The organism is Streptomyces spinosus, from assembly GCF_020400655.1.
Classification (GTDB): Bacteria; Actinomycetota; Actinomycetes; order Streptomycetales; family Streptomycetaceae; genus Streptomyces; species Streptomyces argyrophylli.
The window spans coordinates 65,681-92,142 of the sequence record NZ_JAINRC010000018.1 but is presented as its reverse complement, the minus strand read 5'-3'; the positions used below and the strand labels follow the sequence as shown (position 1 = coordinate 92,142).

Below are 26,462 nucleotides of genomic sequence, written 5' to 3'. Positions count from 1 at the left end.
TATTGCCGTGGGAAATGACACCGATGGCCGGGGTGCCACAACAGTGTGTTCCGGCGACACGAAGAGGCAGACGCGAGACGGAGCAGTACAGTTCCCGCCGTCTGGAGAGCCGACGCGATACCCTGACGAACCGCGCCCCTGGAACCGCCCTCGTTCCTGACGAGTCGCCCACGCGCGGGGGCGTCTTCGATAATCGGTGGATCTCTCTCAGGTCTTCGGGAACGCCAGCTCCGCGCCGTCGCGGTGTCACACACACATCGACCGCTCGGTCCTATCAGGTGACGAGCGGTGGTGGACCGCCATCCGCGTCGTCGAACGCCCTGACGACGAGCCGCCCCCCGAGACCGTATCCGTCCCTCACCCAGGAGGTGTTCCATGGACTGGCGCGAACGGGCGCTTTGCCGAGGCCAGGACCCTGATCTCTTCTTCCCGATAGGCAACGTCAACAGCGGCCTGGTGGCGATACAGACGGATGAGGCGAAGGCCGTCTGCCGGCGCTGCCCCGTGCGGGAGCGGTGTTTGGCGTGGGCCGTCGCCGCGGATCCGGTGGAGGGTATCTGGGGCGGTACGACGGAAGGGGAGCGCCGCGCCATGCGACGGCGCACGGCGCGTACGCCCGGGGTGACGGAAACCGCCGCGTGAGCAGGGGCCGAGTGATGGACCCGGCCTGTGGCCGCAGCAGAAGGAGCCGAAACGCAGACACAGGCAGGGGAGGCTGTGGGCGGGGTGGTTCCCGAACGGGCGCCACCCCGCCCGCACCGGCTTCCGGTCAGGACGCCGTGTCCCGGTCGAGTCGTACCGCTGAGACGTCCAGTGTCAGGGTCACCTTGTCGCTGACGAGGACTCCCCCCGTCGCCAACGGTGTGTTCCAGGCCAGCCCCCAGTCCGAACGCCGCAGCGTGGCCGCGCCCTCGAAGCCGACCCGGTGCAGCCCGTAGGCGTCCTCGCCGGCTCCGCCGAAGACGACGTCGATGTCCAAGGGCAGCTCGATGTCCTTGATGCGCAGACCGCCTGTGAGACGGAACTCGTCGTCGCCGAGCGGGACGATGCCGGTGGAGCGGAACGCCATCAGGGGAAACGTCGCGGAGTCGAAGAAGTCGGGCCCTCCGAGGTGAGCGTCGCGCTCCTGGATGCCCGTGTTCAGGCTGTCGGTCTGGACACTCACGTACGCCTCGGAACGCGACGGGTCGGCGCCGTCGAGTTTGAGAAGGCCTTCGAAACGGTCGAACCTGCCGCGGACGTTGGAGATCATGGCGTGCCGGACGGAGAAGCCGATCGAACTGTGGACCGGGTCGATGGTGTATGTACCGGTCACCCCCAGGTACGAGGTCGAGCTGGGAGGAACGGCTTGATCGCGTCGCATCAGCATGGTGGCTGGCTTTCTCTGCGGTGTTGTCTGTCGGTTGCAAGGCGTGTCGGAGTCCTGGCCGCCGCCGCGCCGGACAGGAAGAGGGGGCCTGCCGTGCCGCGGTGCGGACGACAGGCCCCCCTCGGGGTGGCGGGCCCTGCCCCAGTGACCGCCACCCGCGGCTCACCGTCGCTGCGCGAGCCAGTCGGCGAAACGGGTGTCCGCGATGTGCGCGTCCGGACCGGGAAGCAGGGTGGTCTCCTGCAGCTCCGCACCGAAGTAGGGGGCGTGCACATCGGACACCACCGTGCGCGGGTCGCCCTTGGCGGCCAGGCCCTTTCGGATCAGCTCGTCCAGCTGGAACACCTCGGGCCCGGCGACCTCCACCACTCCGTTGACCGGAGTATCGACAGCGGTGCGGCCGACGGCGGCGGCCACGTCGTCGGAGTGGATGGGCCGGATCTTGACCGGGGCCAGGCGGACGGTGTCACCGTCGGTCGCCGAATCGGCGATGCCCTTCATGAACTCGAAGAACTGCGTGGCGTGCACGATGGAGTACGGGATTCCCGAGTCCTTGATCAGCCCCTCCTGAGCCTGCTTGGCACGGAAGTAGCCGCTTTCCTCGAGCCGTTCCGTACCCACCACGGAGAGGGCCACGTGGTGGGTCACCCCGGCGTCCGCCTCCGCCTTGAGGAGGTTGGTGGTCGAGGTACGGAAGAACTCCATGACGGCGTCGTCCGCGAAGGAAGGCGAGTTGGAGACGTCCACCACGACCGAGGCACCGTCGAGGACCTCGGCCAGGCCCTCGCCCGTGAGCGTGTTGACGCCGGTGTTGGGTGCCGCCGGTACGGCCTCGTGACCGTGCTCCTCGAGCCTGGCGACCAGCTTCGAGCCGATCAGTCCGGTACCGCCGATCACTACGACCTTCATAGTGAAATCCTTTCAGTGATGTGTGACGTCGGTCTGCATCAGAAAAGACCGGCTGCGCACGATTTCTGTGACGAGGCGAAGAACGTGGAGCAGGAATGCGGGGGTGACGGACAACTATTCGACGAGCTTTCCATCGGTGGAGACGTCCTCCATGAGGGATGCGATCTCGCCCGGAATGGGCGGAATGCTCTCATGGGTGATTCCGGTCGTCGGGGACCAGACGAGATTGACCCGGAAGGCGGGATCCATGGCAGGGAAGTCGCTGCGATTGTGACAACCGCGGGTCTCCCTGCGTTCCAGCGCCGCTTCGAGGGTGGCCCGGGCCGCCAGGGCGGCCGACTTGAGGTCGAAGGCGTGGGCGAGGTCCTGGAAGCCGGCGATGTCGGGGTGGACCCCGATGTTCTCCATGCGCTTCTCGATCGTGTCCAGCTCCGCCAGGCCCGTGCGCAGACCCTGTTCGTCGCGGACGACACCGGCGTGCTCGGTCATGGTGTTGCGGATGGCGCGCTGGAGGGCGCGGACGTTCTCAGGTCCGTCGGCGGCGAGGAGCTCGTCGACTTCGGCGCGCGCCCGGGCCACCGCGGCCGCGGAGCGGGGCTGCGCGGCGAGTGACTCCGAGTAGGCGGCCGCGGCCTGTCCGGTGATGCGGCCGTAGACGAGCAGTTCGATGAGACTGTTGCCGCCGAGGCGGTTGGCGCCGTGGAGGCCGCTGGAGGCCTCGCCGATGGCGTACAGGCCGCGCACGTCGGTGCTGTGATCCTCCGGGCGGACCCACACGCCGCCCATCGAGTAGTGCGCGGTGGGGGCGACCTCGATGGGTTCGCGGGTGATGTCGAGCATCTGCAGATCGAGGAGCGTCTGGTAGACCCTGGGCAGCCGGTTCATGATCGTCTGTCGGGGGAGGTGGGAGACGTCGAGCCAGACCCCGCCGTTGGGGGTGCCGCGGCCTTCCTTGATCTCGGTGTAGGAGGCGAGGGCCACGCGGTCACGGGTGGACAGTTCCATCCGCTGAGGGTCGTACCTGCTCATGTACCGCTCGCCGAGGGCGTTGCGCAGAATGCCGCCCTCACCGCGGGCCGCCTCACTGACGAGGGTGCCGGCGGCGTTCTCCGGTTCGATGATGCCGGAGGGGTGGAACTGGACCAGTTCGGGGTCGCGCAGGCGGGCCCCGGCCTCGACCGCCAGACGGAAGGAGTCGCCGGTGTTCTCGTCCCGTCGCGACGAGGTGCGCCGCCAGATGCGAGTGTGCCCGCCGGCCGCGAGGATGACGGCGTCCGCGTGGATGAGGTAACGGGTGCCGTTGGTGAGGTCGAAGCCATAGGCCCCGAAGACGGCACCGTCGTGGACCAGGAGACGGGTGATGTAGACGGTGTCGAGCACGGGTATGTCCAGCTGGCTCGCGCGCCGGATGAGCGTGCGCTGGATCTCCAGGCCGGTGTAGTCGCCGGCGAAGGCGGTGCGGCGATACTTGTGCGCTCCGAAGAAGCGCTGCGAGATGCGGCCGTCTCCCTCGCGGGCGAAAGCCATGCCGTAGCGCTCCAGGTCGTCGATGCCAAGGGCCGCGCCCTGGGTGACGATCTCCGCGGTGCGGGGGTCGCCGAGCAGGTAACTCTCCTTGAGGGTGTCCGCGGCGTGCTGCTGCCAGCTGTCCTCGGGGTCCATCGTGGCCAGGGCCGCGTTGATCCCGCCGGCGGCCAGGGAGGTGTGGGTGTCCTCCTTGGGGCGTTTGCCGACGGCAACGACATCGACGCCGGCCTCGGCCAGTTCGATCGCCGCCCGCAGGCCGGCTCCGCCGTTACCGATCACGAGGACCATGGTCGACAGTCGTTGTTCGGTGATGGCCACGATTGCTCCCGTCGCTGAGGGTGTCACCGACTACGACCAGGCCAGGCGGGGCTTTGTGACACGGGCGCCTGTGGCGCCGGGGCGAGTGACACCGGGGAGAGCGCACGTGTCACAACGAGACGGAGTCCCCGGTCGTATCGACGAGTCCGACGGCGGCCCGAGTCGGCCCCTGTGGCGTGTCCGGCGGCGAGGAGGAGGAGAGGGATGACGTACGTCATCGCGCAGCCCTGCGTCGACATCAAGGACCGGGCGTGTGTCACGGAATGCCCCGTCGACTGCATCTACGAGGGTTCACGCACCCTCTACATCAACCCCGCGGAGTGCGTCGACTGCCACGCCTGTGAACCTGTCTGTCCCGTGGAGGCCATCTTCTACGAGGACGACCTGCCGCGGCACTGGGCGCACTACCGGTCCGTCAACGCGGAGTTCTTCGTAGCCGCGACGCCGGAGCGGGACCACCGTGGCGGCGTGGACGCGGACCACCCGCTGGTCTCGGCCCTTCCCCGGCAGGGTCTCCACAAGAAGGAGATCTCCGTCTTCGCCGTCCGCAAGGAGGAAGCCGCCGACGCGGACCTGTGGTTCCCGTCCTGACCGCGTGTGCCGGCGGCGAGCGACCGCCGCCCGGGGCGACGGTCCACGCAGGCCGGACGTGCCGGTCAGGAGGCGAGCGTGATGGTGGTCGGCGTGCCCCTCCAGGCCATGCGCGCGTAAGGACACAGCGCGTCGGCCTTCTCCATCAGACCCGTCGCCGTCTCGTGAGCGACACCGGGCCACCGCACCACCAGATCGACGCGCAGCAGATAGCCACCGTCCTCCGGATCGCGTCCGAAGGCGACGGTCGCCACGACCGAGATGGCCGCGGGGTCGAGCGCCTCCTGCCGTGCCAGGAGGCTCAGCGCGCCGTGGAAGCAGGCGGCGAAACCGGCCGCGAAGAGCTGCTCGGGGTTGGTTCCCTGGCCGTCGCCGCCCAGCTCGGCGGGCATGCGCAGGTCGAGGTCCAAGGCGCCGTCTGACGAGCGTGCCCGGCCGGAGGCCCGCCCGTGCGAGGCCACGCCACCGTGCACGGTCACCGTGGTCGTGTAGATGGGCGAGAACTCGTTCCCGTCGTAGTCCTTCTCGGTCGACAGGCTGGGCACCTGGGTGCGCTCGGTCACGGCATGACTCCGATGTGGTCGTGGTACGGCGCTCCGGCCGATGTCCGGGAGCGCGTACTCAGGGGCCCGGAGGCAGGGAAGGCGGTGACAGTCGGATGCGAGGGACGCGCCGGGCAGGCCGGCGCGTCCTCTCTCGCGGGCGACACCGCACCGCACACACCACACGTCACGTCGTCCGTCCTCGGGTCGGGGCGTCCGGGGTCCGGACTACCAGTTGACCGACGAGTAACCGTTCCTGTGACGCCTGCCCGCCGACGGGTCAGTCGCGGAGGGAGGCCACGTAGGGCGCCAGCTTGGCCGGGTTCATCACCCACATGAGCCGGTCGATGCCCTCCGTCGAGACGTCGACGGACAGCAGGGCGACGGCCTGTCCGCCGGACGAGACCAGCACGGCCGGCAGGCCGTTCGCCTCGACCCACCGGATGTCCGCCTGTGGCCAGAAACGCGGTGCGAACGCCACGAGGTACCGGGAGACATGCGGCCGTCCGACGACCGGGATCCTGGACGCGCCGCGGATTCCGCCACCATCCGAGTAGCTGACGACGTCGGCGGTGAGAACGTCCTCCAGCACCGACAGATCACCCGTCCGCGCCGCGGAGAGGAACACCTCAAGCAGCCGCCGATGGGCTGCCGGCGTGACGCGCTCCCTGCGCTCGGCGGCCAGGTGCCTGCGTGCCCTGCTCACCAGCTGACGGGCGTTGGCCTCGCTCGTCTCGAGAATCTCGGAGACCCGCCCGTAGGGATAGTCGAACGCCTCCCGCAGCACATAGGCGGTGCGCTCCACGGGATTCAGTTTCTCCAGGAGCAGCAGAACCGCCATCTCCAGGGCCTCGGCCCGCTCCGCGCCCAGCTGCGGATCCTTCGTGGTGTCGACGGGCTCGGGAAGCCAGGGGCCGACATAGGACTCCCGGCGCACCCGGGCGGACTGGGCCAGGTTGATCGCCAGCCGGGTGGCCACCGTGGTGAGGAAGGCGGCCGGTTCGAGGACCTTCTCGCGGTCCGTGTTCTGCCACCGCAGCCAGGTTTCCTGCACGACGTCTTCGGCCTCCGCCGTACTGCCCAGGACGCGGTAGGCGATGCCGAAGAGTCGCGGGCGCGCCGAAAGGAACTCCTTCGTCGCTTGATCGAGGGTGTCGGGGTGGGCGCCAGCGTGCATGGATCTTCCCTTCTGGCTTCGTGCGTTCCATGCTACAAGCGGCTATGAGGGGGCGCGTCGGGGGCGTTGGCACCATCGCCCCGGACGCCGTCCAGCTCGCACACCGTGACACTCGACAGCGGGCGATCTCTGTCACGAAACAACTGCACGTCCGGTCAAGACTGTGAAAGGTCACTGACCAGGAAAGGTGCACGCGTCCCATGGACACTCCCGCCGACGCCGTGCACATCATGCTGACGGTGTTCTTCGCCCTCGCGGCAATGCACGCACTGTGGCACGTCCGGTCGCCGGGGACAGGATGCCGTTACCGGGTGGACCACCTCCTGCACGCCGCCATGTCCGTGGTCATGGCGGCCATGCCGTGGAGTCTCGGACGAACGCTGTCCGGCCGGGCCACGACGGTTCTCTGCACGCTCGCCGCACTGTGGTTCCCGCTGGCCGCTCTGCGCCGCCACACGGCGAACAAGGTGACGGAGATCGCCGGCCGGCTGCCGTCCGCGGCCGGCATGGCCGCGATGGCCTGGATGCTGCGCGCACACCACGGCGGGGCGGTGCCGTCCCACGAGATCCTGGCCGGAGGCGTCCCGGCCGCGCAGGACACCGCGGCTCACGGCCATGTCACCGGCGCACCAGTGCCGGATGCCTGGATCACCGGGTCGCTGACGGTGTATCTCCTGGCCTGCGCCATGTGGTCGTTGACCCGTCCCATGCCCTCCCTGCGGTCCGCCCCGGACGCCGCGCACCGTGCCGCCGCGACGGAACCGTACGGTCACGTCCGCGACGGAACGATGGCGCTGGGGACGGCCCTGATGCTGCTCATGCCCCACTGACCGCCTGTCACAGGGCGCCGACCAGGGCTTTGCTGCGCATCAGGAAGTCCGACAGGTAGCTGTCGTGCGGCACGCCAGGGGCCATCCAGTAGGTCGGGCGGTCACCGACGTACACATTGGCGATGGTGGGTTCCGCCAGCAGAGTGTCGAGCAACGCGCCGTCGCGGGTGAGCGCCGAGAGCACGAGTGTGTCCCGCAGCGGGGCGATTCCGTCCGCGCGGTTCCAGGGGGCCACCCATACGCAGGGGAAGGGGAGTTCGGTCCGCAGTTGCGCGGCGCTGCAGCCGGCGACCTGATGGACGGCGGGACGCAGGACGGCGCTTCCGTCGTCGAGGTCGCCGACGATGCCCTCACCACCGAGCCACGCACGGGTTCCCGCCGCCACCGACCGCAGGTAGGAGTCGAGTGCCCGTGCCCGGTCCAGCGGACACACCGGGAGCACCGCTCGCACGTCCTGCGGCGGCAGAACGGGCAGCCGGGACAGGCGGGCCGCGATGGCTTCGGCGAGCGGCGCGGGATCACCCTCGACGAAGACGGCGGTGGCGTTGACGCACGCGGTGCCCCCCTCGTCGGCGACAGAGCCGACGATCGTGTCGAGGTGCTCGCGCCAGTCGGTGTCCGCGGTGATGAGGATCTTCGTCCTGCCCGGGCCCTGCGGCAGCACGCGCGGATCGTGGGCGTACCGGGCGACCACCTCGTCGCCGCCGTACACGACCGCCCGGTCGGCACCGCGGATCAGCGTGTCGGCGATCCGGTGGTCCGTGGGCAGCAACACCAGCTGGTCCTGCCGGACACCCGCCCGGTGCAGCGCCCCGACCAGCCGGTACGGGGTGAAAGGTTCCCGCCGTGACGGACGCACCGCGACCCGGTAGCCCAGGGCGAGTGCCTCGAGCCACAGCCGGTGGACACCGGGATGGTTGCCGGAGGCGTTGACGGCGAACACGTGTCCCCGGCGGGCCCAGACGGCGTGGCCGGCCGGCAGGGACGGGTCGCGGCGGTCGGACACCGCCCCGCGTGGTCTTCCCCGCTCGGCGGAGGAACGGGCCCGGCCGACGTATCGAGCCGTGCCCCGTGTGGCGGCGCGCACCACCGTCAGCGGAGTACCGGAGGTGCGGCTGACGAGGTGTTCGTACTCGCGTACATCCAGTCCGCCGACGGTGCCGGTGGCGAACTCCTCGCCGGCCGCCGCCAGCAGTGCGTCGAGGCCGGCCGCCGGCACCGGGTCGGCCTTGCGCAGCGTGGCCAGTGCCCGGCCGACGAACACCGGCGGCACCAGGCTCAGCCGCGCCACCTCGGTACCGGACACATCCGTCACCGCGCTCGGCACCCGCGTCCGGTACGGACCCCGGGGACCCAGCGCGTCCAGGTACACCGGCCCGGTGACCACGGCGTCCGTCATCAGTACACGCCCTCGATCACGGTCTCGCCCTTCACCGTGGGCACCGGCGCGACGTCCGCGACGGCGTCACCTGCCTGGCCGTTGGCCGGCCGTACGCGCACGGCCGTGTCCCGTTCCGCGTTGTTGGGGATGAGCATGGACTTGCTGACGTGGCTGACGATCACCTGGCCCCGTTCACCGACGTCCACCGTGTCCCCGGTGTCGGGATCCACGACCGACAGGAACACGTACGGCGACACGGGGTCGAACACACAGGGGTCCGAAGCGGTGAGACCTGTCCGTTCGAGCAGCGCGGTGAGCATCATGGTGTTGCCGTACATGCCGATGAGGGGTACGTCGGGAAAGACCTCCGTGCCCAGCAGGTGGCGGGTGTCGGGGTCCATGTGCGTGCCGCCCCAGATGATCGCCTGGACGGAGCCGTTGATGCGCTCCAGAAGGTCGTCCTCGTGTGCGAAGCGCTCCAGCAGTGGGGTGGTGGCGGCGAGCACCCGGATGTCCTGGGTCAGCAGGATCCGCCGGCACTGGTCGACGAGATGGTCGGTGTAGGACTCGACCTCGTCGCTCCGGCCGGCGGCGGCCAGCTTCCTCACCCAGCGGGGGTCCATGTCGATGCTCAGCCCCGTGCCGCCGAGGGACCCGGCGGCCCGCTGCAACACGTCACCCACCAGGTGGGGACCCGTCGGCGCCACCGTCAGCCAGTGGCCTCCGACGGGCAGGCCGTGGTCCCGGAGGCGCTTGTCGACCTGCTCCGTGCTGTGCCGCACCCAGTCGTCGAGCTGGACGACCCGCTTGGGCGCCCCGGTCGTTCCGCCGCTGTCGAAGACGTTGAGCAGCCGGGCGTCGTTTGCGTAGCCCCGGGGGATCAGGTCGGCCACCGGGACGTCCCGCAGTTCGTCGGTCAGGTCGGGGAAGAGCATCAGGTCGTCCACGCCCTCGACGTCGTGCCGCGGATCGAAGGCGAGCCGGTCGGCCCGGTCGAGCCAGTAGCGGGAGCCTGTCGCCGGGTCGAAGTGCCAGCGCATGGCCGCTCGGACGAACTCGTCCGGGTCGACGTCGTCGGACGGTCCGGCGTCCAGAACGGTGGGGGACTCGTACGTCATGGATGGTCCTTCCTCGGCACGGTCTCGTGCGTATGAGCGAATTTCCGCGGGGCGTGTGGGATCCGGGCGCGTTCGGTCACCGGCCGAACAACTCGAAGGCGACGGCGCGCCGGACGTCGAACCGCGAGCCGTGGGCGCTGGTGCTCTCGGCCAGGAAGCGGCGCGCGTACGTCTCGGGGTCCTCCTCGGTCAATCCCTCGATGTAGGTGCGGTGCCGCAGCAACGACAGCACCGCCTGTTCGAAGCCCGGCTCGGCGGACACCGCGTGAGTCGGCGCGGGCGAGTTGGCGACGGCCACCCACCGGACGCCGTTCCAGGGCCGCAGGCCTTGTTCGGTGAGCTCCGGGAAGATCCAGCGGTTGCCCGCGTCCGCCGACGCGTCCAGCACCGCGCGCCCCACGGCCACGTGGTCCGGTGTGTTCCAGGCACCATGGGCCCAGGTGTCCCGGTGGTTCAGCGTGATCACCAGCTCGGGCCGGTGGCGGCGGACGGCCGCAGCGATATCGCGCCGCAGGGGCACGCCGTACTCGATCACACCGTCCTGGTGGTCGAGGAACTCCACCGTGGAAACACCCACGGCCGCGGCGGCGGCCCGCTGCTCCGCCTCGCGCAGCGACCGGGCGCGGTCGGGGGCCCGGCTGTCGATACCGGCCTCACCACGGGTGGCGAGGACATAGGTGACCTCCCGGCCGCCGGCCACCCAGGAGGCCACGGCGGCCGAGCATCCGTACTCGAGATCGTCGGGATGGGCCACCACGGCGAGTGCCCGTCGCCAGTCGTCCGGCATCGGGCGGAGTGGCGCAGGGGGGCTGTCGGTCATGTGTCTGCTCTCGTCGATGTCGCGTGGTGGGGCGGGCAGGCCGGCGCGGGGCCCTCGGGCCGATGTGGCCGGGCGCCTCGGAGCCGACCGTGTCGCCGAAGTGGTTCAGACGCGCGGAAGGAGGCTTTCCAGGGGGACGGCGGGATCGGCGAGGACGGCGTCGTCCGTCTCCACGCCGGATTCGATCAGGGAACGGATCGTGTCGATGACGTCCCACACGTTGACGCTCATTCCCGCCACGATCCGGTTCCCGGACATCCAGAAGGCGATGAACCGCCGCTCGTGCGGGGCTCCGCGGAAGACGACACGGTCGTAGCCGCCCGGCTCGGCGTAGCCGGTGTACTCCATCCCGAGGTCGTACTGGTCGGTGTAGAAGTACGGCAGCCGGTCGTAGACCGCGTCCTTGCCCAGCATGCTCAGCGCGACGGTGCGCGGCTGATGCAGCGCGTTGGCCCAGTGCTCCACGCGCACGTGCCGGCCGAGCCGCGGGTGGTAGGCGTTGGCGACGTCGCCGGCGGCGTAGATGTCGGCCACCGAGGTCCGCAGGTGTTCGTCCGTGACGATGCCGTTGCGCACATCCAGGCCCGCCTCCTCGGCGAGGCGGACGTTGGGCGTGATACCCACCCCCACCACCACGGCGTCCGCGGGCAGATGACTGCCGTCGGCGAGCACGACCCCGTCCACGCGGCCGCCGGTTCCGGTGACGCGTTCGATCTCGGCGCGGGGACGCAGGTCGACGCCGTGGTCTCGGTGCAGGCCGGCGAAGACCTCGGCCGCCTCCCGCCCCAGAACCTTGAGCAGGGGCAGCTCGGCGTGCTCGAGCACGGTCACCTCCGCCCCGGCCGTCCGGGCCGCGGCCGCTGTCTCCAGACCGATCCAACCGCCGCCGACCACCACGATCCGCGCACCCGCGGTGAAGGCGGACTTGAGACGCTCGCTGTCGCCCACGCGCCGCAGATACAGCACGTTCTCCAGGTCCGCACCCGGCACCGACAGGCGGCGCGGCGAGGAACCGGTCGCCAGGAGCAGCCTGGTGTAGGGCACGCGACGACCGTCGTCCAGCGTCACCTCCTTGGCCTGCCCGTCGACCGACGTCACGCTCGTACCCAGAAGCAGGTCGACCCCGTGTTCCCGGTACCAGTTCTCGGGGTGGACGTGAATCGACTCGCGATCCTCCTTGCCCAGCAGATACCCCTTGGACAGTGGCGGTCGTATGTACGGCCGCTCCCGCTCGTCGCCGATGAGGAGGAGCGGGCCGTCGTGACCGTGCGCGCGCAGCTCTTCCGCGGCCTTGCCGGCGGCCAGGCCGCCACCGACGATCACGAACGTGTTACCAGGCGACATGATGACTTCCGTCTCAGGTTGTGCGGCGCACACGGTGAGTCGTGTGGTGCGGTCATCCATGAGACCGGGCGACGACACGCGTTGTGACATCGCCGCGTCAGCGTGCCTCGGCGGCCGCCGTCGGCGGCCCCGGCCGTCCCCGCGCGCACCAGGATGTGTGATCCGTCGTCTCACCAGTGAGATCGGACGTCTCACCAGTGAGATCGGAGCGTCACCGCCAGCACGGCCGGGTCGTCGTGTCCCGGCAACGGGACGAATCCGTGCTGTTTCAGGTCGTCGATCACCTGGGCGCGCGAGGCGGGCCACATCCAGAACGTCTCGGTGTGCTCCCGGAGCACACCTTCCGTACTCCGCACCCAGTAGTCGGCGCGTGTGTGGATGCGGTTCCCGGCGGTCGACATCACCATGCGTCCGCCGTACGTGTGCTCACCGACCCGCTGTTCGGGCAGGACGCGCCGAATGCTCCGGGCCGGCAGCCGGGCAGGCGGGAGCTGCAGGAACAGCGAACCACCGGGGACGAGGGCGGCACCGATGGCATGCCAGAGCGCGTGCCGCGCGCTCGGCGAGAGGCACGCGACCGTGTTGTGGCAGACGGCCACGTCCGCCACCGCGTACAGAGCCGCCTCGTCCAAGGCGTGCGGGTGCACCGTCACCCGCGCCCTCTCCCGTGCGGGCAGAGCGGCGAGGCGGGTCATCAGGGACGTCCGCATGGCCCGCGCGGGCTCGACCGCATACACGTCGGCTCGGGACTCGGCCAGGCTCATCAACGTGACCCGTCCGGTACCGGCGCCGATGTCCAGGACGCCGACACGGGCCTTCGCGACTTCGCGACCGTAGAGATGACGGACCCGTCTCTCGTCCGCTTCGGCCTGGAGGATGTCGTAGAACTCCGCGGTGACGGCATAGGAATCCGTTTGCGGCCGGAAAGTCGGTGCTCTCGCTATGACAGGGTGCATATCCAGCAAGACAGCACCTGGGCCGTGGGTGTGACAACGAGGGCGGGGAGTGGTGGGCCGGCCCGTGCGGGCTCTGCCACGGACGTCGAGGAGCACGGCGGCGCCCGGCTCCTCGTGTCACACCTGGGCCGTCTCGCCGGTCATGACGGGGACAGCAGTTCACGAACCGTGCCCGAACAGCACAGCCGTGGACGAGTCGGCTCCGCGGCGCCGCGTGTGCGTTCCCCGCCCGTGACGGGGCCGAGGGAACGCCCACGGCAGGGTCAGCCACGGCCGCACGGCGACGGGGAGCACTCGCAACACGCCAGTGCCGCGGACCTACGGCAGAGCCCGGGACCGCGGCGCCCTCAGACGCAGCGAGCTTCGGGTGATGCAGAAATGAATGGTGAAGAGATGGGCAACGACAGCCGGCCGGCCGCGCCGGGGCAGGAGCGCACGGGGGAGAGGCTCGCCCAGTGGGCGGACGGCCGGCTCGGCCACCGCCGTCCGGTCCGCTCCGCCCGGCGCCTGGTCTTCCCCGACCACTGGTCGTTCATGCTCGGCGAGATCGCACTCTACAGTTTCGTCATCCTGCTGCTCACCGGCGCCTACCTGAGCTTCTACTTCCACCCGTCCTCCGATCCCGTGGTCTACCAGGGCAGCTACGCCCCCCTACGGGGCCAGCTGGTGTCGGAGGCCTTCGACTCGACCCTGCACATATCCTTCGACGTCCGCGGCGGCCTCCTCGTCCGCCAGGCCCACCACTGGGCGGCACTGGTCTTCGTCGCCGCCGTGTTCGTGCACATGCTGCGCATCTTCTTCACCGGCGCGTTCCGCAAGCCACGCGAGCTGAACTGGGTCCTCGGGTTCCTGCTGCTCATCCTGGCCATGTTCGGGGGCCTGACGGGCTACGACCTGCCCGACGACCTGCTGTCCGGAACGGGCCTGCAGGTCGTGAACGGCACGATCCTCTCGATTCCGGTCGTCGGGACGTACCTGTCGTTCTTCCTCTTCGGCGGCGAGTTCCCCGGCGAGGACCTGATCGCCCGTTTCAACACCCTCCACATCCTGGTCATCCCCGGACTGATGGTCGCCCTGCTCGTCGGCCACCTGGCCCTGGCCGTGCGCCACCGGCACGCTCAGTACCCCGGGCCCGGCCGTACCAACACCAATGTCGTCGGCATCCCGTTCCGGGTGTACGCCGTGAAGGCCGGCGGTTACTTCTTCCTCGTGTCCGGCGTTCTCTTCTTCATGGCCGCCGTCGCGCAGATCAATCCGGTGTGGAACTACGGGCCCTTCCGCCCCGACCAGGTCTCCGCCGGTTCCCAGCCCGACTGGTACATGGGCGTCGCCGACGGCTTCCTGCGCGTCATGCCCGGCTGGGAGGTCTCGTTCTGGGGCCACACCCTGGCCCTGGACAACTTCCTTCCCCTGCTGATCGGCCTGCTGCTCTTCCTCGCCATGGGTGCGTATCCCTTCATCGAGTCCTGGGTCACGGACGACGACCGCGAACAGCACCTGCTGGACCGCCCCCGCAACCGCCCGGTGCGGACCGCTCTCGGCGTGGCCTGGCTCAGCGTCTACCTGGTGGCTCTCGTCGGCGCCGCCAACGACCTGATAGCGACTCATTGGCGTGTCTCCGTGGAATCGGTCACCTGGACCGTGCGCATCGGTCTGTTCGTCGTCCCGGTCCTGGCCTTCTTCGTCACCAAACGTGTGGCACTGGGTCTCCAACGGCAGGACCGCGACAAGGTGCTGCACGGGCGGGAGAGCGGCATCATCAAACGGCTTCCGCACGGCGAGTACGTCGAGGTGCACGAGCCGCTCACCCAGGCGCAACTGCACGTCCTGACCGCCCACACGCAGTACCGGCCCCTTGAAGCCGCACCCGTGCGGGACGCGGACGGCACCGTGCCCCACCCTGCCCAGCGTCTGCGCGTCAGGCTCAGCCGTGTCCTCTACGGCTCGGGTACGCAGGTTCCCAAGGCCACGGCGGCCGAGTACAAGGAGATCAGCGGCCACCGCCACTCCTGATCACCGGCGGACACTCCACGACCTGCCGTCACGACGTGTCACGCCTTCGGCCTGTTTCCGGTCATATGAGTGGAGGGCGGCACGAGGAAGTGCCGGGCCAAACGGCCCCGCCGCACGCGTCCGTTCGCCGCGGCGCCTCCGCCTCGCCGGCCCGACCCGCCGAAGCCCGAGCGGCAGCCCCGGAGCTGCCCTCGCAGCCACAGCGGACCCACACCCGTACCGCGGCAGCGGGCCGCGCAGGGGCATCCACCCCAGTACCAGCCCGCTCCTCCTCCGGGAGCCGGCGCCCCCATCCCGACCGGAAGGCATTCGACATGACCCGTACCTCCCGCACACGCCGGGCCCGTACCTCCCTCACCGTTCTGGCCGGCGCCACCATCGCCGCGGGCCTGCTCGCCACCACGATCGCCCCGGCCTCCGCCGACAAGGGCGCCCCCTGGCGCAAGCCCAAGCCCACCGTCGTCCTGGTCCACGGGGCCTTCGCCGACTCCACGAGCTGGAACGGCGTCATCAAGAGACTGCGGCACGACGGTTATCCCGTGGTCGCGGTCGCCAACCCGCTGCGTTCCCTCAGCGGGGACTCCGCCTACCTCAAGGACGTCCTGGCCGGCATCGACGGTCCCATCGTCCTGGCCGGTCACTCCTACGGCGGCTCGGTCATCAGCAATGCCGCCACCGGCAACAAGAACGTCAAGGCGCTGGTCTACCTCGCCGCCTTCCTCCCGGAGAAGGGCGAGAGCGCGGTCGACCTGTCGGGGAAGTTCCCCGGCAGCACCCTCGGCGACGCGCTGCGCCCGGTGCCGTTCACGAACGCCGACGGTTCCCAAGGCACCGACCTCTACATTCAGAACGCCAAGTTCCGGCACCAGTTCGCGGCGGACGTGCCCCGTAACGAGACCGACCTGATGGCCGTCACCCAGCGGCCGATCACCAACGCCGCCCTGGCCGAGGGCGCGGCGGAGCCCGCCTGGAAGACCATCCCGTCCTGGGTCCTGGTCGCCACGCAGGACCTCAACATCCCTCCGAAGGCTCAGGAGTTCATGGCCGAGCGGGCCGGTGCCCACACCACGGAGGTCCGAGCGTCCCACGCCGTGAGCGTGTCGCAGCCGGGCAAGGTCACCGACGTCATCGAGGACGCCGCGCGCTCGGTGCGCTGACCCTTCCGCGTAACGCCCACGGGACCGGCCCGGACCGATCGGTCCACGTCGGTCCCGTGGGCGTTCCACGCTTCCACGTGCGCGAACCCTGTTCCCCCGACCGCCGGTCCGCCCGTGCGCATTCCGCACCGGGACGGCCGCGCAAGGACAAGCCCATGCGCCGCGAACCGCGGATCACTCCTACAGGCCCCGACGACCTCGCTTCCATCGTGGCGATGCATCACCGCTGCTCCTCGCACACCCTGTGGAGCCGCTACCACCGGGCCATGGCCGAGCCTGAGGCCTACCTGCCCGCTCTGCTGGCCCGCCCCGGCTCGGCCCACCTGGCCGCACGGGACGCCACCGGCCGCATCGTCGCCGTGGGTCATCTGATGCCGGACCACTCGGCCGTCGAGGCCGCGCTTCTGGTCGAGGACTCCTGGCAGGGACAGGGGCTGGGTACCCGTCTGCTGCGTCACCTGGGCCGGCACGCGCTCGGAGGCGGTTGGGTGAGGCTCTACGGCCTCGTCCTGTCCGGCGACGAGCGGATGAACGCCCTCCTGCGCCACGTGCCCGTCGCCGTGCACCGCAGCGAGGAGGGCGGCACCGTCACCGCTTGGGTCCGGGTACGTGACCTGGCGGCCGGCTTGCCCGGCCACCGGCGGAGTCGCTTGCTCCACGCCGGGCACCGGTGATCACCGGCTGCCTTCCGGGTCAGCGGACCGGGTGCCGACCCGATGAGAACAGCCGATGCGGAACTTAGTGTTCCGCATCGGCTGTTCCTCAGCACCTTCGAGAGGGCGCCGGCACGCCTCAGGTCCCGGCGTCGGGGTACAGGTCGCCCTCGAAGGCCGCGGACTCCAGAATCTCCTTGACCGTGGTCAGGTAGCGCGCCGCATCCGCTCCGTCCACCAGCCTGTGGTCGTACGACAACGACAGGTGTACCAGGTCCCGGATGCCGATGACCTCCTCGCCGGCGCTGCGCACGACCCCAGGCCTCCTGACCGTGGCGCCCACGCCCAGGATGGCGGCCTGGCGCGGCGGCACGATGACGGTGTCGAACAGGGCACCGCGCGAACCGGTGTTGGAGATCGTGAAGGTCGCGCCCGACACGTCGTCGGGGGTGAGGTGGCCACTACGGGCCCGGTCGGCCAGGTCGTGGACGGCCCGGGCGATCCCTGCGACGGTCAGGTCGCCGGCGGCCTTGATCACCGGGGTCATCAGACCGTTCTCGGTGTCGACCGCGATGCCGACGTTCTCGGTGTCGAAGTAGGTGATCGTCCCCTCGCCCTCGTCGATCCTGGCGTTGACGACCGGATGCGCCTTCAACGCCTGGGCCGCCGCCTTGACGAAGAACGGCATCGGGGACAGCTTGAGGCCCTCGCGGGCGAGGAAACCGTCCTTCGCCCGGTTTCGCAGCCGCATGAGCCGGGTGACGTCGGCCTCGACCGTGCTGGTCAGCTGCGCCTGCTCCAGCAGGGCCTTCTTCAGGTTGTCCCCGATGGCCCGGCGGATACGGGTCATCGGGACCGTGCGCCCGCGCAGCACGGACTCCTGCGCCGCCGGGGCGGCCGGCACAGCGGGTGCGGGTGACACCCGCGCGACCGGCGCCGGCACCGGTGGTGCCGCCGTGGGTGCGGGTGCGGGGGGCGGGGTCGGGGCGACCGGTACGGCAGGAGGCGGCGTGACCGGTGCCGGCGCGGGGCTGGCAGACGGCGCCGGGGCGGCTTGTGGAGCCGCGGCCGGGGGCGCGGGTGGGGCCTCCGGGACGGCGTCCGCCGTACCGATGAAGGCGAGCTCGGCGCCGACCTCGGCGGTCTCGTCCTCGGCGACGGCAATGCTCAGCAGAACGCCGGCCGCGGGGGAGGGGATCTCGGTGTCGACCTTGTCGGTGGAGACCTCCAGCAAGGGTTCGTCGGCCTCGACGTGTTCGCCGATCTGTTTCAGCCAGCGGGTCACGGTGCCCTCGGTGACGGACTCGCCGAGGGCCGGCAGGGTCACGGTAACCGTCATGATGTCGTTCAGCTCCTCACGGACCGGCCGGGCGCAACGGCCCTCCGGTCCTGTCGTCCACGACCTGCGTCATGGGGGGTCGGTCGCGCTTCCCCGCCGGTCACCGGCCCAGGCCGTAGCGGGCGCGGGCCTGCGCGACCGTCGCCGGCGGGAGCCGCCCGGCCCGGGCCAGCCGGTCCAGCGCGGTCACCACGATCGACTCGGCGTCCACACCGAAGTAGCGGCGCACGTCCTCGCGGGTGTCGGACAGACCGAAACCGTCGGTGCCCAGCGAGTAGTAGTCCTGCTCGATCCACTGGCTGATCTGATCGGGCACCTGCCGCATCCAGTCGCTGACGGCCAGCACCGGCCCCGGCGCACCGGCCAGTGCCCGGGTGACGAACGGAATGCGATCCTCACCGCGCATCCGGGCGTCGTCGGCGCGCATCGCGTCGCGGCGCAGCTCCGTCCACGACGTCACCGACCACACGTCGGCGTGTACGTTCCAGTCGGAGGCGAGGAGTTCCTGCGCTCGCAGAGCCCAGTGGATGGCCGTACCGGACGACAGCAACTGGAGCCGGGGTCCCGCCGCGGCGGCTTCCGCGGGCCGGTACCGGTAGATGCCCCGGACGATGCCCTCCTCGACACCCGGCAGCGCGGGCATGGCCGGCTGGTGCTTCGGCTCGTTGTACACGGTCAGGTAGTAGAAGACGTCCTCCGGCTGCTCGCCGTACATCCGGCGCAGACCGTCCCGGACGATCACCGCGATCTCGTACGCGAAGGCCGGGTCGTAGCTGATCGCCGCCGGATTGGTGGCGGCCAGCAGGTGTGAGTGCCCGTCCCCGTGCTGCAGTCCCTCGCCGGTCATGGTCGTGCGCCCCGCGGTGCCGCCGACGACGAAGCCGCGGCCCATCTGGTCGCCGAGCGCCCAGAACTGGTCGCCGGTGCGCTGGAAGCCGAACATGGCGTAGAAGATGTAGAACGGGATCATCGGCTCGCCATGCGTGGCGTAGGAGGTCGCCGCTGCGGCGAACTCGGCCACCGAACCGGCCTCCGTGATGCCCTCGAGCAGCAGCTGTCCGGTCGTGCTCTCCTTGTAGTGGAGCAACTGGTCCGCGTCGACCGGGTCGTAGTTCTGGCCCAGCGGCGAGTAGATGCCGGCCGTGGGGAACATCGATTCCATGCCGAACGTACGGGCCTCGTCGGGGATGATCGGCACCCAGCGCGCTCCGCCGCGCTCGTCGCGCATCAGATCCCTGACCAGCCGCACCAACGCCATCGTGGTGGCGACCTCCTGGTGGCCGAAACCTTTCTCCAACGCCTCGAAGGGCTTGGCGGGCGGCTCCGGCAGCGGCTTGGCGATCACCCGCCGCAGAGGGGCGGGACCGCCCAGCGCGGCGCGGCGCTCGCGCAGGTACCGCACCTCCGGCGAGTTCTCCCCCGGGTGCCAGTACGGGACCTGGTCACCGGCGAGCGCGCTGTCGGGAATGGGAAGCCCCAACAGGTCCCGCATCTCGCGGAACTGCTCCAGCGTGAGCTTCTTCATCTGGTGGTTGGCGTTGCGGGACTCGAACGCGGAACCCAGTGTGTGACCCTTCACCGTCTGGGCGAGGACCACCGTCGGCGTGCCCCGGTGCTCCACCGCGGCCCGGTAGGCGGCGTACACCTTCAACGGCTCGTGTCCGCCGCGGGAGTTCTCGAACAGGTCGACCACCTGCGCGTCGCTCAGGGCGGCGGACATGGCGGACAGGGCGTCACCGGTGAAGAATTTCCTGCGTATGTAGGCGGCGTCCCGTGCGGCCAGCGTCTGCAGCTGCGCGTCGGGCACGTCGCCCAGGCGCCGCACGAGGTCGCCGGTGGTGTCCTGTGCCAGCAGCGCGTCCCAGGCCGCGCCCCACAGGGTCTTGACCACGTTCCAGCCCGCCCCGCGAAACCGTGCCTCCAGCTCCTGGACGATCTTCGAGTTGGACCGCACCGGCCCGTCCAGGCGCTGGAGGTTGCAGTTGATGACGAACGTCAGGTTGTCCAGGCCCTCGCGGGAGGCCAGGGCCAGGGCGGCCATCGACTCCGGCTCGTCCATCTCCCCGTCGCCCAGGAACGCCCACACCCGCGAGGCGGAGGTGTCCTTGATGCCGCGAGCCTGCAGATAGCGGTTGAAGCGGGCCTGGTAGATGGCGCCGAGGGGGCCCAGGCCCATGGACACCGTCGGAAACTCCCACAACCACGGCAGCCGCCGCGGGTGCGGGTACGACGGCAGGCCGTGACCGCCCGCCTCCCGCCGGAAGGCGTCCAGTTGCTCCCCGCTCAGCCGTCCTTCGAGGAACAGCCGGGCGTAGATGCCAGGGGAGGCGTGCCCCTGGAGGAACAGTTGGTCGCCGGAGCCGTCACCGTCCTTGCCCCGGAAGAAGTGGTTGAACCCGATCTCGTAGAGCCAGGCCGCCGATGCGTAGGTGGAGATGTGGCCGCCCAGTCCGAACCGGGAACCCCGGGTGACCACGGCCGCGGCGTTCCACCGGTTGAGCGCGGTGATCCTGGACTCCATGTCCAGGTCGCCGTCGAACTCCGGCTGCGCGGCGGCCGGGATGGTGTTGATGTAGTCCGTGGACAGCAGTCCGGGCAGGGGCGTCCCCGACGCCGCGGCGAACTCGTGCACCCGCCGCATCAGGTAAGCCGCCCGCTCCGGTCCGGCGTTCCGCACGACGGCGTCGAGGGAGGCCTGCCATTGGGCGGTCTCCTCCCGGTCACGGTCGGGTAGCTGGTCGAGCTCACTGGTCACAGAGGTCGCGGGGGGCCGGGACGGATCACTCATGGCAGCCTTCCTGTCACTGCGTGGGCGCCGGCGACGCCGGCCGCGGACACGGTGGGCGCCGCAGGGCGGTCGGTGGGTATCACGGGCGACGAGACGTCGCCGCCCGGCGCACTCAGCGGTTCTTGAGCCACTGGGTGAAGGCCTGGTGGCCCGCATGGGCGTCGGGCCCGGGAAGGAGTGCCCGCTCCCCGAGCACCGCGCCGAAGAACGGGGCCCGCGCGTCGGCGATCACCGGGTCGGGCCGGCCCAGGGAGGTGAGCAGATCGGCGGTGGCGTCCTCGAACCGGAGCTCTTCCGGGCCGGCGACCTCGAGCACCCCGAACCGCGGCAGACCCACCGCGACATGGGCGACCGCCGCGGCGACATCGTCCGTGGAGACCGGACGCAGCAGCAACGGCGGCACGTGCACTCCGTCGGGCCGGGTACCGGCGATCACCGCGGCCGCCACGGACTCGTGGAACGGGGTGGCGCGCACCACGGAGTACGGAACGGTGGTGTGCCGCACCAGGTCCTCCTGCGCCGCCTTGGCCCGGAAGTAGCCCGAGTCCACCCGGTCGGCGCCGACCACCGACAGCGCCACGTAGTGCTCGACGCCCGCAGTGGCGGCGGCCTTGAGGAGGTTGCCCGTCGCGGTGGTGAAGAACGCCGTGCTGGTCTCCTGCCTCCGCGAGGGTGCGTCGGTGACGTCGACCACCACCTCGGCGGCGCGCAGCGCCTGGTCGAGGCCCTGTCCGGTGCTGACGTCCACGCCCGCTGCGCGGGACACCGCCACGGCCTCCACCCCGTGGTCCCGAAGCCTGGCGACGGTCCTTGAACCGATCAGACCGGTGGCACCTGCAACGACGACTCTCATCTGGGTCTCTTCCGTCGAGGGGCCGATGACCCCGCTGGGTATGCGTCGAAGGCGGTGGCGGACGTCGGTGTGCCACCGTGCTCACCACACCTAGACAGGACGGGTCCGGCTGTTGTGACACCGCGCGCCGGTGCGGGGAACCCGCCCTCCCGGCCACCGATCCGTGTCACAGATCCGCCGGGCACCCGGTCAGGAGGACGAGCGGTCTTCACGACCGGACATGACCACGTGCACGGCGGAGGATGCGCCGCCCGGACACGGTGGAACCACGGAAGGTGCGACTCAGTGTCGGAGAACTCACAGCACGCCCACCACGGCCACGGTCACGGAACCGGCGGCGAGGACGGCCCGAGCTGGACCCGAGCGGCGAGGATGCTCCAGGACGCCTCGCCCGTCACCGTCCCCGAGGGCGCCTCGGCGATGACCATCCACGTCCAGTGGGAGCCCGGTGACCCCGGCACCCCGCCGCACCGCCACTCCGGCCCGGCGTTCGGCTACGTCATCAAGGGCGCGGTCCGGTTCGAACTCGAGGGCGAGCCCGAGCGCGTCATCGAGGCCGGCGGCACCTTCTGGGAGCCGGGTGGCGACGCCATCCACTACCAGGACGGCAACGCCCTCGCCGACGAGCGGACCGAGTTCGTCGTCACCATGATGTGCGCTCCCGGCAAGCCCATGCTGGAACTGGTCGACGAGGAGGAACTCAAGGAGCGCGCCCACCTGCGCGCACCGCGGCCGACCGCCTGAGCCCTGCCGTTCCGGACGCCGTCCGCTGCCCCACGGCGGCGGACGGCGGCATGTCGGCGCAGTGGCCAGATGCCGGATCACCGCGCTCCGTGACACGACGTGCCGGCCGTCCTGTGACAGGCGGTGCCCCGCACCCGTGACACCGGTTACCGCCGGGAAGCCACGGGTGCGGGGCACCGCCTGCCGGGTGTCTCCTACTCCACGAAGTACGAGTCGTGCTTGTCGAAGAACGCGGCACGCTCCTCCTCCGAGGCGTGCGCCAGCTGCGACACCTGCTCGAAGTACTCCTCGCGCGGGGCGCCCGGGGTGAACAGGAGCAACATGTCGGCCGGAGCGTCGGAGTCGTTCCGGAAGGCGTGCAGCCCGCCCTGGGGCACGTGCAGGAAGTCTCCCTTGCGCGCATCGACCCACTGCACACCGTCGAACACACGCACCGTGCCGTCCAGGATGTAGAAGGACTCCGAGATCCGCTTGTGGAAATGCGTCTTCGGCCCGCCCGCCCTGGGCCGCATCTCCACCCGGTACAGCCCGAACTCACCCCGCGTGGTACCAGTGGTCGCCAGATAGTGGGTGGCGTCCTTCCCGGTACCGCTCTCACCGATGGCGGGCGGTGTGGCGGCCGGCCGGAAGACGGCACTGACCTCACCGTCCTCTCCCCAGTACTTCTGCTCCGGGTACGGGTACGACATGACTGAATCCTCTCCTGTGGTGAGCGCGTGACGACGCGCCGACGTGAACCGCTGAGCAGCGGTCCTCTCTACAACGAGACCGGCGGGCGTCCGCCGGTGTGACAGCAGCGGGCCGCGCCGGGTGTCATTCGGCGACCCGGTGATGGATGAAGCGGGACACCAGCGGCGGCTCCATCAGCCAGCCGTGCGTCCGCCCGTGCAGCGCACGAGAGACCGTGGCGGTCTGCCGCAGTGTGCCGAAGGCCACCGACGCGCCGACGGCCAGCAGGCCCGCGCACAGTGGCATCACCCTGCTGAACGACGTGTCGAAGGCCGCGTCCGACCGGTAGGCGTCCGGTCCCATCCCGGCCAGCAGGGGCAACGCCGCCACGGACACCAGCCCGGCCGCCCGGGCCGCGGCGTTGTTGATGCCGCTGGCCAGCCCGGCGTTCGCGGCGTTCACCGAGGACAGCAGGGTGACGGTCAGCGGAGCGACCATGACGACCATGCCGGCTCCCATCACCAGCAAGGCGGGCAGGACGTCGTGGAGATAGGACGCGCCCGGACCGACCCGCAGCATCATCAACATACCCGCCGCGCACACCAGCGGGCCGACGGTGAGCGGCATCCGCGGGCCCAGCCGCCGGGCGAGCATCCCGGACCGGGACGAGAACAGCAGCATCAGCGCTGTGTTGGGCAGCATGGCCGCACCGGCTGCCAGCGCCGAGTACCCGACGACGATCTGCAGTTGCAGAGCGGTCACGAAGAAGAACCCGCCCGTGCCCGCGTAGACGCACAGGGTGATCACATTGACGGCGGTGAACTGCCGGGACGAGAAGACGGACAACGGCATCATCGGGTCGCTGCTGCGCCGCTCCACGCGGAGGAACGCGGCACCCGCCGCGATGCCGGCGACGGACGCGCCGACGGCCACCGGCCCGCCGTCCCGGGCCTCGGTCAGCGCGTAGGTGATCAGGGCGAGTGCCAGAGCGCCCAGGACGGCGCCGGGGATGTCGAAACCGATGCGCCGCCGGCCCCCCGTACCGGCCGTGCGGACCCCGTCCGTCCGGGGCGTGCCGACGGACTCCGGGACGTGGCGCAGTGCGACGGGCACGCACAGCAGCGCCGGAACGATGCTCAGCAGGAAGGTCCAGCGCCAGCCGGGACCGTCCACCAGCCACCCGCCCACGAACGGCCCGAGGGCCGCGCCGACACCGCCGAAGCCCGACCACAGACCGATCGCGCGCGGCCGGTCGTCCGGGTGGAAGGAGGCTTCGATGATCGCCAGAGAACCGGGCGTGAGCAGAGCACCACCGACGCCCTGCAAGGCTCGGGCGGCGATCAGCGTGGTGGTGTCCGGAGCCAGCGCGCACAGCAGCGAGGCCACCGCGAACCACACCAGGCCCAGGACGAAGATACGACGCCGCCCGAAACGGTCCCCCAGGGAGCCGCCCAGCAGGATCAGACCCGCCAGGGTCAGCATGTAGGCGTTCACCGTCCACTGGAGCACGGCGAGGTCGGCGTCGAAGTCGTCACCGATGCGCGGCAGAGCGACGTTGGTGACGGTCGAGCCGAGCAGTACCACGCTGGAGCCCAGAACGGTGGCCAGCAGGGTCCACCGTCCCTGGGCACTGGCGAGGCGGAGCGGGGCGGAGTCGTCCGGAGCAGGGGAGTGTGTCATGTCGTGTCCTGGCTCAGTCCGGCGAAGCCGTCGCGGCCGGCGTACTCCCGCCGCAGGGCGCGCACGTCGCGCACGGCAGCCGCGAACGCCTCGGGACTCTCCTGCGGAAGATTGTGGCCGGCATCCGCCACCTCGCGGTGGAGCCGGGGGCCGGTGAAGTGACGAGCGGTCGAGGAACCGTCCGTCGCGGGGAAGTTGCCGTCGGCCAGGCCGTCGAGGGTGACGGTGGGAACCGTGATCGCCGGAAGTTCGGCGAGACGTGCCTCGAGGTTCGCGTACGCCGCGGCACCCGGCGCGAATCCGAGCCGGTGCCGGTACGAATGGATCACGACGTCGGTGTGGTCGGGGTTGGCGAAGGCCCTCGCCGTCCGCTCCAGATCCTCCTCGCGGAACGGCCACTTGGGGGAGTTCCGCTTCCAGATGACCCGCGCGACCCCCTGCGGGTCGGCGGCCAGACCGGCCCGGCCCCGCTCGGTGAGGAAGTAGTAGAAGTACCAGAAACCGGCTTCCCGTTCGGGTGCGACGGGTACCATCGCGGCGCCGATGTCCTGGATGAGGTAGCCGTTGACCGAGACCAGGCCCAGAACGCGCTCGGGCCACAGGGCCGCGGCGACGTTGGCGGCGCGCCCGCCCCAGTCGTATCCGGCGAGGTAGGCGCGCTCCACGCCCAGGGCGTCCAGGAAGGCGACGACGTCGGCTCCCAGAGCGGCCTGCTGACCCGAGCGCGGAGTCGACTCGAACAGGAACCTGGTGGGCCCATGGCCCCGCAGATAAGGGACGAGGACCCTGAACCCGCCCTCGGCGAGCAGCGGGGCGACGTCCGCGTAGCTGTGGATGTCGTAGGGGAAGCCGTGCAGGAGCAGCACGGTGTCGTCCCCCGAACCCGCCTCGTAGTAGGCGACTTCCAGTACGTCGGTCCTGACTCGCCGGACAGGGGCGAGTGTGTGGCGTTCAGACATGAGGGTCCTTAGGGTTCCAAGGCCCGCGGCGGCCGCTCCGGGCTCCGAGCGCCGGGCGGACTTCGACCGGCCGCGCGGGGCGCCGTCCGGCGCCTGGTCGAAAGTCGGGGCGACCAGGCGACGGACGGTCCTGCGGCCGGGCGGGCCGGAGCGGCTGACTCAGCCGAACATGCCGGGCTTGTAGTCGCCGGCGGGCTGCCGGTTGATGACGTTGATGCGGTTGTAGGCGTTGATCACGGCGATCAGCGACATCAGCGCGACGAGCTGGTCCTCGTCGTAGTGCTTCGTGGCGTTCGCCCATGCCTCGTCCGACACGCCGTCCGCGCCGTCCGCGATGCGCGTGCCCTGCTCGGCCAGCTCAAGCGCGGCGCGCTCGGCGTCCGTGAAGACGGTGGCCTCGCGCCACACGGCCACCAGGTTCAGACGCTGCTGCTCCTCACCCGCGGCGGCGGCGTCCTTGGTGTGCATGTCGGTGCAGAAGCCGCAGCCGTTGATCTGGCTGGCACGAATCTTCACCAGCTCCTGGGTGGCGACGGGGAGAGCCGAGTGCACCGCCGCGCCGGCCGAGTTCAGGTGCTTCATGACCTTGCCGGCCAGGGCGTTGCCGAAGTAGTTGATTCGCGCGTCCATGACGGATCTCCTGAGGTGTGGGACAGTTACAGCTCACTGACCGGGAGCACCTTCGATCTGTGACATCGTCGGTCATCGAGTCACTCGCGTCGGAC

23 protein-coding genes and 1 pseudogene are annotated in these 26,462 nt (G+C 70.4%); 7 read left to right on the top strand and 17 right to left on the bottom strand.

Annotation, left to right across the window (positions count from 1 at the left end; all coding sequences use genetic code 11):
• Positions 1–375 precede the first annotated feature (375 nt).
• Positions 376–642, top strand: a complete 267-nt coding sequence (locus tag LG395_RS31050; RefSeq protein WP_225811986.1) for a WhiB family transcriptional regulator — start codon at positions 376–378, stop codon at positions 640–642.
• A 127-nt stretch (positions 643–769) separates the two neighbouring features.
• Here the strand turns inward: LG395_RS31050 and LG395_RS31045 are convergent, their stop codons facing one another.
• The 3 genes from LG395_RS31045 to LG395_RS31035 form a co-directional block, all read right to left on the bottom strand.
• The gene (locus LG395_RS31045) at positions 770–1,366 is read right to left on the bottom strand and encodes a YceI family protein (protein ID WP_225812083.1); all 597 of its coding nucleotides are present in this window, start codon (positions 1,364–1,366) and stop codon (positions 770–772) included.
• 165 nt (positions 1,367–1,531) lie between these two features.
• A complete protein-coding gene (locus LG395_RS31040) occupies positions 1,532–2,278 on the bottom strand; it encodes an SDR family oxidoreductase (protein ID WP_225811985.1) in 747 nt (248 codons plus the stop codon).
• 114 nt (positions 2,279–2,392) lie between these two features.
• Entirely contained in the window at positions 2,393–4,093 is a 1,701-nt protein-coding gene (locus LG395_RS31035; RefSeq protein ID WP_225812082.1) for an FAD-dependent oxidoreductase, read from the bottom strand.
• A gap of 234 nt (positions 4,094–4,327) precedes the next feature.
• Here LG395_RS31035 and fdxA point away from each other — a divergent pair.
• Positions 4,328–4,633 (top strand): annotated as a pseudogene (fdxA, locus tag LG395_RS31030) (ferredoxin); the annotation flags it as partial.
• Between the two features lie 146 nt (positions 4,634–4,779).
• Here fdxA and LG395_RS31025 read toward each other — a convergent pair.
• Complete coding sequence (locus LG395_RS31025) at positions 4,780–5,277, bottom strand: Ohr family peroxiredoxin (RefSeq protein WP_308071431.1); 498 nt, start codon at positions 5,275–5,277, stop codon at positions 4,780–4,782.
• A gap of 259 nt (positions 5,278–5,536) precedes the next feature.
• The gene (locus LG395_RS31020) at positions 5,537–6,433 is read right to left on the bottom strand and encodes an RNA polymerase sigma-70 factor (protein WP_225811984.1); all 897 of its coding nucleotides are present in this window, start codon (positions 6,431–6,433) and stop codon (positions 5,537–5,539) included.
• Positions 6,434–6,633: 200 nt separating this feature from the next.
• Between LG395_RS31020 and LG395_RS31015 the strand changes: the two genes are divergently transcribed.
• Entirely contained in the window at positions 6,634–7,263 is a 630-nt protein-coding gene (locus tag LG395_RS31015; RefSeq protein ID WP_225811983.1) for a DUF5134 domain-containing protein, read from the top strand.
• Positions 7,264–7,270: 7 nt separating this feature from the next.
• On the opposite strand, the gene LG395_RS31010 is transcribed toward LG395_RS31015, so the two are convergent.
• The 5 genes from LG395_RS31010 to LG395_RS30990 form a co-directional block, all read right to left on the bottom strand.
• The gene (locus tag LG395_RS31010) at positions 7,271–8,662 is read right to left on the bottom strand and encodes an aldehyde dehydrogenase family protein (RefSeq protein ID WP_225811982.1); all 1,392 of its coding nucleotides are present in this window, start codon (positions 8,660–8,662) and stop codon (positions 7,271–7,273) included.
• Entirely contained in the window at positions 8,662–9,762 is a 1,101-nt protein-coding gene (locus LG395_RS31005) for a phenylacetate--CoA ligase family protein (protein ID WP_225811981.1), read from the bottom strand. Before LG395_RS31005 ends, LG395_RS31010 begins: the two co-directional genes overlap by 1 nt.
• 76 nt (positions 9,763–9,838) lie before the next feature.
• Positions 9,839–10,582, bottom strand: coding sequence for a PIG-L deacetylase family protein (locus tag LG395_RS31000; RefSeq protein WP_225811980.1), 744 nt, complete (start codon positions 10,580–10,582; stop codon positions 9,839–9,841).
• Positions 10,583–10,687: 105 nt separating this feature from the next.
• Positions 10,688–11,926 (bottom strand): NAD(P)/FAD-dependent oxidoreductase, encoded by a 1,239-nt coding sequence (locus LG395_RS30995; RefSeq protein ID WP_225811979.1) that lies wholly within the window; start codon positions 11,924–11,926, stop codon positions 10,688–10,690.
• Positions 11,927–12,117: 191 nt separating this feature from the next.
• On the bottom strand, positions 12,118–12,882 hold the full coding sequence (locus tag LG395_RS30990; RefSeq protein WP_225811978.1) for a class I SAM-dependent methyltransferase: 765 nt from the start codon (positions 12,880–12,882) through the stop codon (positions 12,118–12,120).
• A gap of 393 nt (positions 12,883–13,275) precedes the next feature.
• On the opposite strand from LG395_RS30990, the gene qcrB reads away from it, so the two are divergent.
• The 3 genes from qcrB (at position 13,276) to LG395_RS30975 (ending at position 16,726) form a co-directional block, all read left to right on the top strand.
• Entirely contained in the window at positions 13,276–14,895 is a 1,620-nt protein-coding gene (qcrB, locus tag LG395_RS30985; RefSeq protein ID WP_225811977.1) for a cytochrome bc1 complex cytochrome b subunit, read from the top strand.
• A gap of 314 nt (positions 14,896–15,209) precedes the next feature.
• The gene (locus LG395_RS30980; protein WP_225811976.1) at positions 15,210–16,052 is read left to right on the top strand and encodes an alpha/beta fold hydrolase; all 843 of its coding nucleotides are present in this window, start codon (positions 15,210–15,212) and stop codon (positions 16,050–16,052) included.
• 155 nt (positions 16,053–16,207) lie between these two features.
• Positions 16,208–16,726: a GNAT family N-acetyltransferase gene (locus tag LG395_RS30975; RefSeq protein WP_225811975.1), complete on the top strand. Its 519-nt coding sequence runs from the start codon at positions 16,208–16,210 to the stop codon at positions 16,724–16,726.
• A 118-nt stretch (positions 16,727–16,844) separates the two neighbouring features.
• Here LG395_RS30975 and LG395_RS30970 read toward each other — a convergent pair whose 3' ends face one another.
• The 3 genes from LG395_RS30970 to LG395_RS30960 form a co-directional block, all read right to left on the bottom strand.
• A complete protein-coding gene (locus LG395_RS30970) occupies positions 16,845–18,044 on the bottom strand; it encodes a 2-oxo acid dehydrogenase subunit E2 (RefSeq protein WP_225811974.1) in 1,200 nt (399 codons plus the stop codon).
• 100 nt (positions 18,045–18,144) lie between these two features.
• On the bottom strand, positions 18,145–20,832 hold the full coding sequence (gene aceE, locus LG395_RS30965; protein ID WP_225811973.1) for a pyruvate dehydrogenase (acetyl-transferring), homodimeric type: 2,688 nt from the start codon (positions 20,830–20,832) through the stop codon (positions 18,145–18,147).
• A gap of 112 nt (positions 20,833–20,944) precedes the next feature.
• Positions 20,945–21,685, bottom strand: coding sequence for an SDR family oxidoreductase (locus tag LG395_RS30960; RefSeq protein WP_225811972.1), 741 nt, complete (start codon positions 21,683–21,685; stop codon positions 20,945–20,947).
• Positions 21,686–21,970: 285 nt separating this feature from the next.
• Between LG395_RS30960 and LG395_RS30955 the strand changes: the two genes are divergently transcribed.
• Complete coding sequence (locus LG395_RS30955) at positions 21,971–22,429, top strand: cupin domain-containing protein (RefSeq protein ID WP_225811971.1); 459 nt, start codon at positions 21,971–21,973, stop codon at positions 22,427–22,429.
• A 194-nt stretch (positions 22,430–22,623) separates the two neighbouring features.
• On the opposite strand, the gene LG395_RS30950 is transcribed toward LG395_RS30955, so the two are convergent.
• From LG395_RS30950 to LG395_RS30935, 4 genes are all read right to left on the bottom strand, one after another.
• The gene (locus tag LG395_RS30950; protein ID WP_225811970.1) at positions 22,624–23,118 is read right to left on the bottom strand and encodes a cupin domain-containing protein; all 495 of its coding nucleotides are present in this window, start codon (positions 23,116–23,118) and stop codon (positions 22,624–22,626) included.
• 124 nt (positions 23,119–23,242) lie between these two features.
• On the bottom strand, positions 23,243–24,778 hold the full coding sequence (locus LG395_RS30945) for an MFS transporter (protein ID WP_225811969.1): 1,536 nt from the start codon (positions 24,776–24,778) through the stop codon (positions 23,243–23,245).
• Positions 24,775–25,737 carry an alpha/beta fold hydrolase gene (locus LG395_RS30940; protein WP_225811968.1) on the bottom strand — a complete coding sequence of 321 codons (963 nt, stop codon included), beginning with the start codon at positions 25,735–25,737 and terminating at the stop codon, positions 24,775–24,777. The genes LG395_RS30945 and LG395_RS30940 overlap by 4 nt, the downstream gene beginning before the upstream one ends.
• 159 nt (positions 25,738–25,896) lie before the next feature.
• Positions 25,897–26,367: a carboxymuconolactone decarboxylase family protein gene (locus LG395_RS30935; RefSeq protein ID WP_225811967.1), complete on the bottom strand. Its 471-nt coding sequence runs from the start codon at positions 26,365–26,367 to the stop codon at positions 25,897–25,899.
• Positions 26,368–26,462 lie beyond the last annotated feature (95 nt).

What these genes read in the sequence shown, in the direction of transcription:
- LG395_RS31050 (WP_225811986.1), top strand. Translation starts at nt 376, where the DNA reads ATGGACTGGCGCGAACGGGCGCTTTGCCGAGGCCAGGACCCTGATCTC.
- LG395_RS31040 (WP_225811985.1), bottom strand. Translation starts at nt 2,278, where the DNA reads ATGAAGGTCGTAGTGATCGGCGGTACCGGACTGATCGGCTCGAAGCTG.
- LG395_RS31035 (WP_225812082.1), bottom strand. Translation starts at nt 4,093, where the DNA reads ATGGTCCTCGTGATCGGTAACGGCGGAGCCGGCCTGCGGGCGGCGATC.
- LG395_RS31020 (WP_225811984.1), bottom strand. Translation starts at nt 6,433, where the DNA reads ATGCACGCTGGCGCCCACCCCGACACCCTCGATCAAGCGACGAAGGAG.
- LG395_RS31015 (WP_225811983.1), top strand. Translation starts at nt 6,634, where the DNA reads ATGGACACTCCCGCCGACGCCGTGCACATCATGCTGACGGTGTTCTTC.
- LG395_RS31010 (WP_225811982.1), bottom strand. Translation starts at nt 8,662, where the DNA reads ATGACGGACGCCGTGGTCACCGGGCCGGTGTACCTGGACGCGCTGGGT.
- LG395_RS31005 (WP_225811981.1), bottom strand. Translation starts at nt 9,762, where the DNA reads ATGACGTACGAGTCCCCCACCGTTCTGGACGCCGGACCGTCCGACGAC.
- LG395_RS31000 (WP_225811980.1), bottom strand. Translation starts at nt 10,582, where the DNA reads ATGACCGACAGCCCCCCTGCGCCACTCCGCCCGATGCCGGACGACTGG.
- LG395_RS30995 (WP_225811979.1), bottom strand. Translation starts at nt 11,926, where the DNA reads ATGTCGCCTGGTAACACGTTCGTGATCGTCGGTGGCGGCCTGGCCGCC.
- LG395_RS30990 (WP_225811978.1), bottom strand. Translation starts at nt 12,882, where the DNA reads ATGCACCCTGTCATAGCGAGAGCACCGACTTTCCGGCCGCAAACGGAT.
- qcrB (WP_225811977.1), top strand. Translation starts at nt 13,276, where the DNA reads ATGGGCAACGACAGCCGGCCGGCCGCGCCGGGGCAGGAGCGCACGGGG.
- LG395_RS30980 (WP_225811976.1), top strand. Translation starts at nt 15,210, where the DNA reads ATGACCCGTACCTCCCGCACACGCCGGGCCCGTACCTCCCTCACCGTT.
- LG395_RS30975 (WP_225811975.1), top strand. Translation starts at nt 16,208, where the DNA reads ATGCGCCGCGAACCGCGGATCACTCCTACAGGCCCCGACGACCTCGCT.
- LG395_RS30970 (WP_225811974.1), bottom strand. Translation starts at nt 18,044, where the DNA reads ATGACGGTTACCGTGACCCTGCCGGCCCTCGGCGAGTCCGTCACCGAG.
- aceE (WP_225811973.1), bottom strand. Translation starts at nt 20,832, where the DNA reads ATGAGTGATCCGTCCCGGCCCCCCGCGACCTCTGTGACCAGTGAGCTC.
- LG395_RS30960 (WP_225811972.1), bottom strand. Translation starts at nt 21,685, where the DNA reads ATGAGAGTCGTCGTTGCAGGTGCCACCGGTCTGATCGGTTCAAGGACC.
- LG395_RS30950 (WP_225811970.1), bottom strand. Translation starts at nt 23,118, where the DNA reads ATGTCGTACCCGTACCCGGAGCAGAAGTACTGGGGAGAGGACGGTGAG.
- LG395_RS30945 (WP_225811969.1), bottom strand. Translation starts at nt 24,778, where the DNA reads ATGACACACTCCCCTGCTCCGGACGACTCCGCCCCGCTCCGCCTCGCC.
- LG395_RS30940 (WP_225811968.1), bottom strand. Translation starts at nt 25,737, where the DNA reads ATGTCTGAACGCCACACACTCGCCCCTGTCCGGCGAGTCAGGACCGAC.
- LG395_RS30935 (WP_225811967.1), bottom strand. Translation starts at nt 26,367, where the DNA reads ATGGACGCGCGAATCAACTACTTCGGCAACGCCCTGGCCGGCAAGGTC.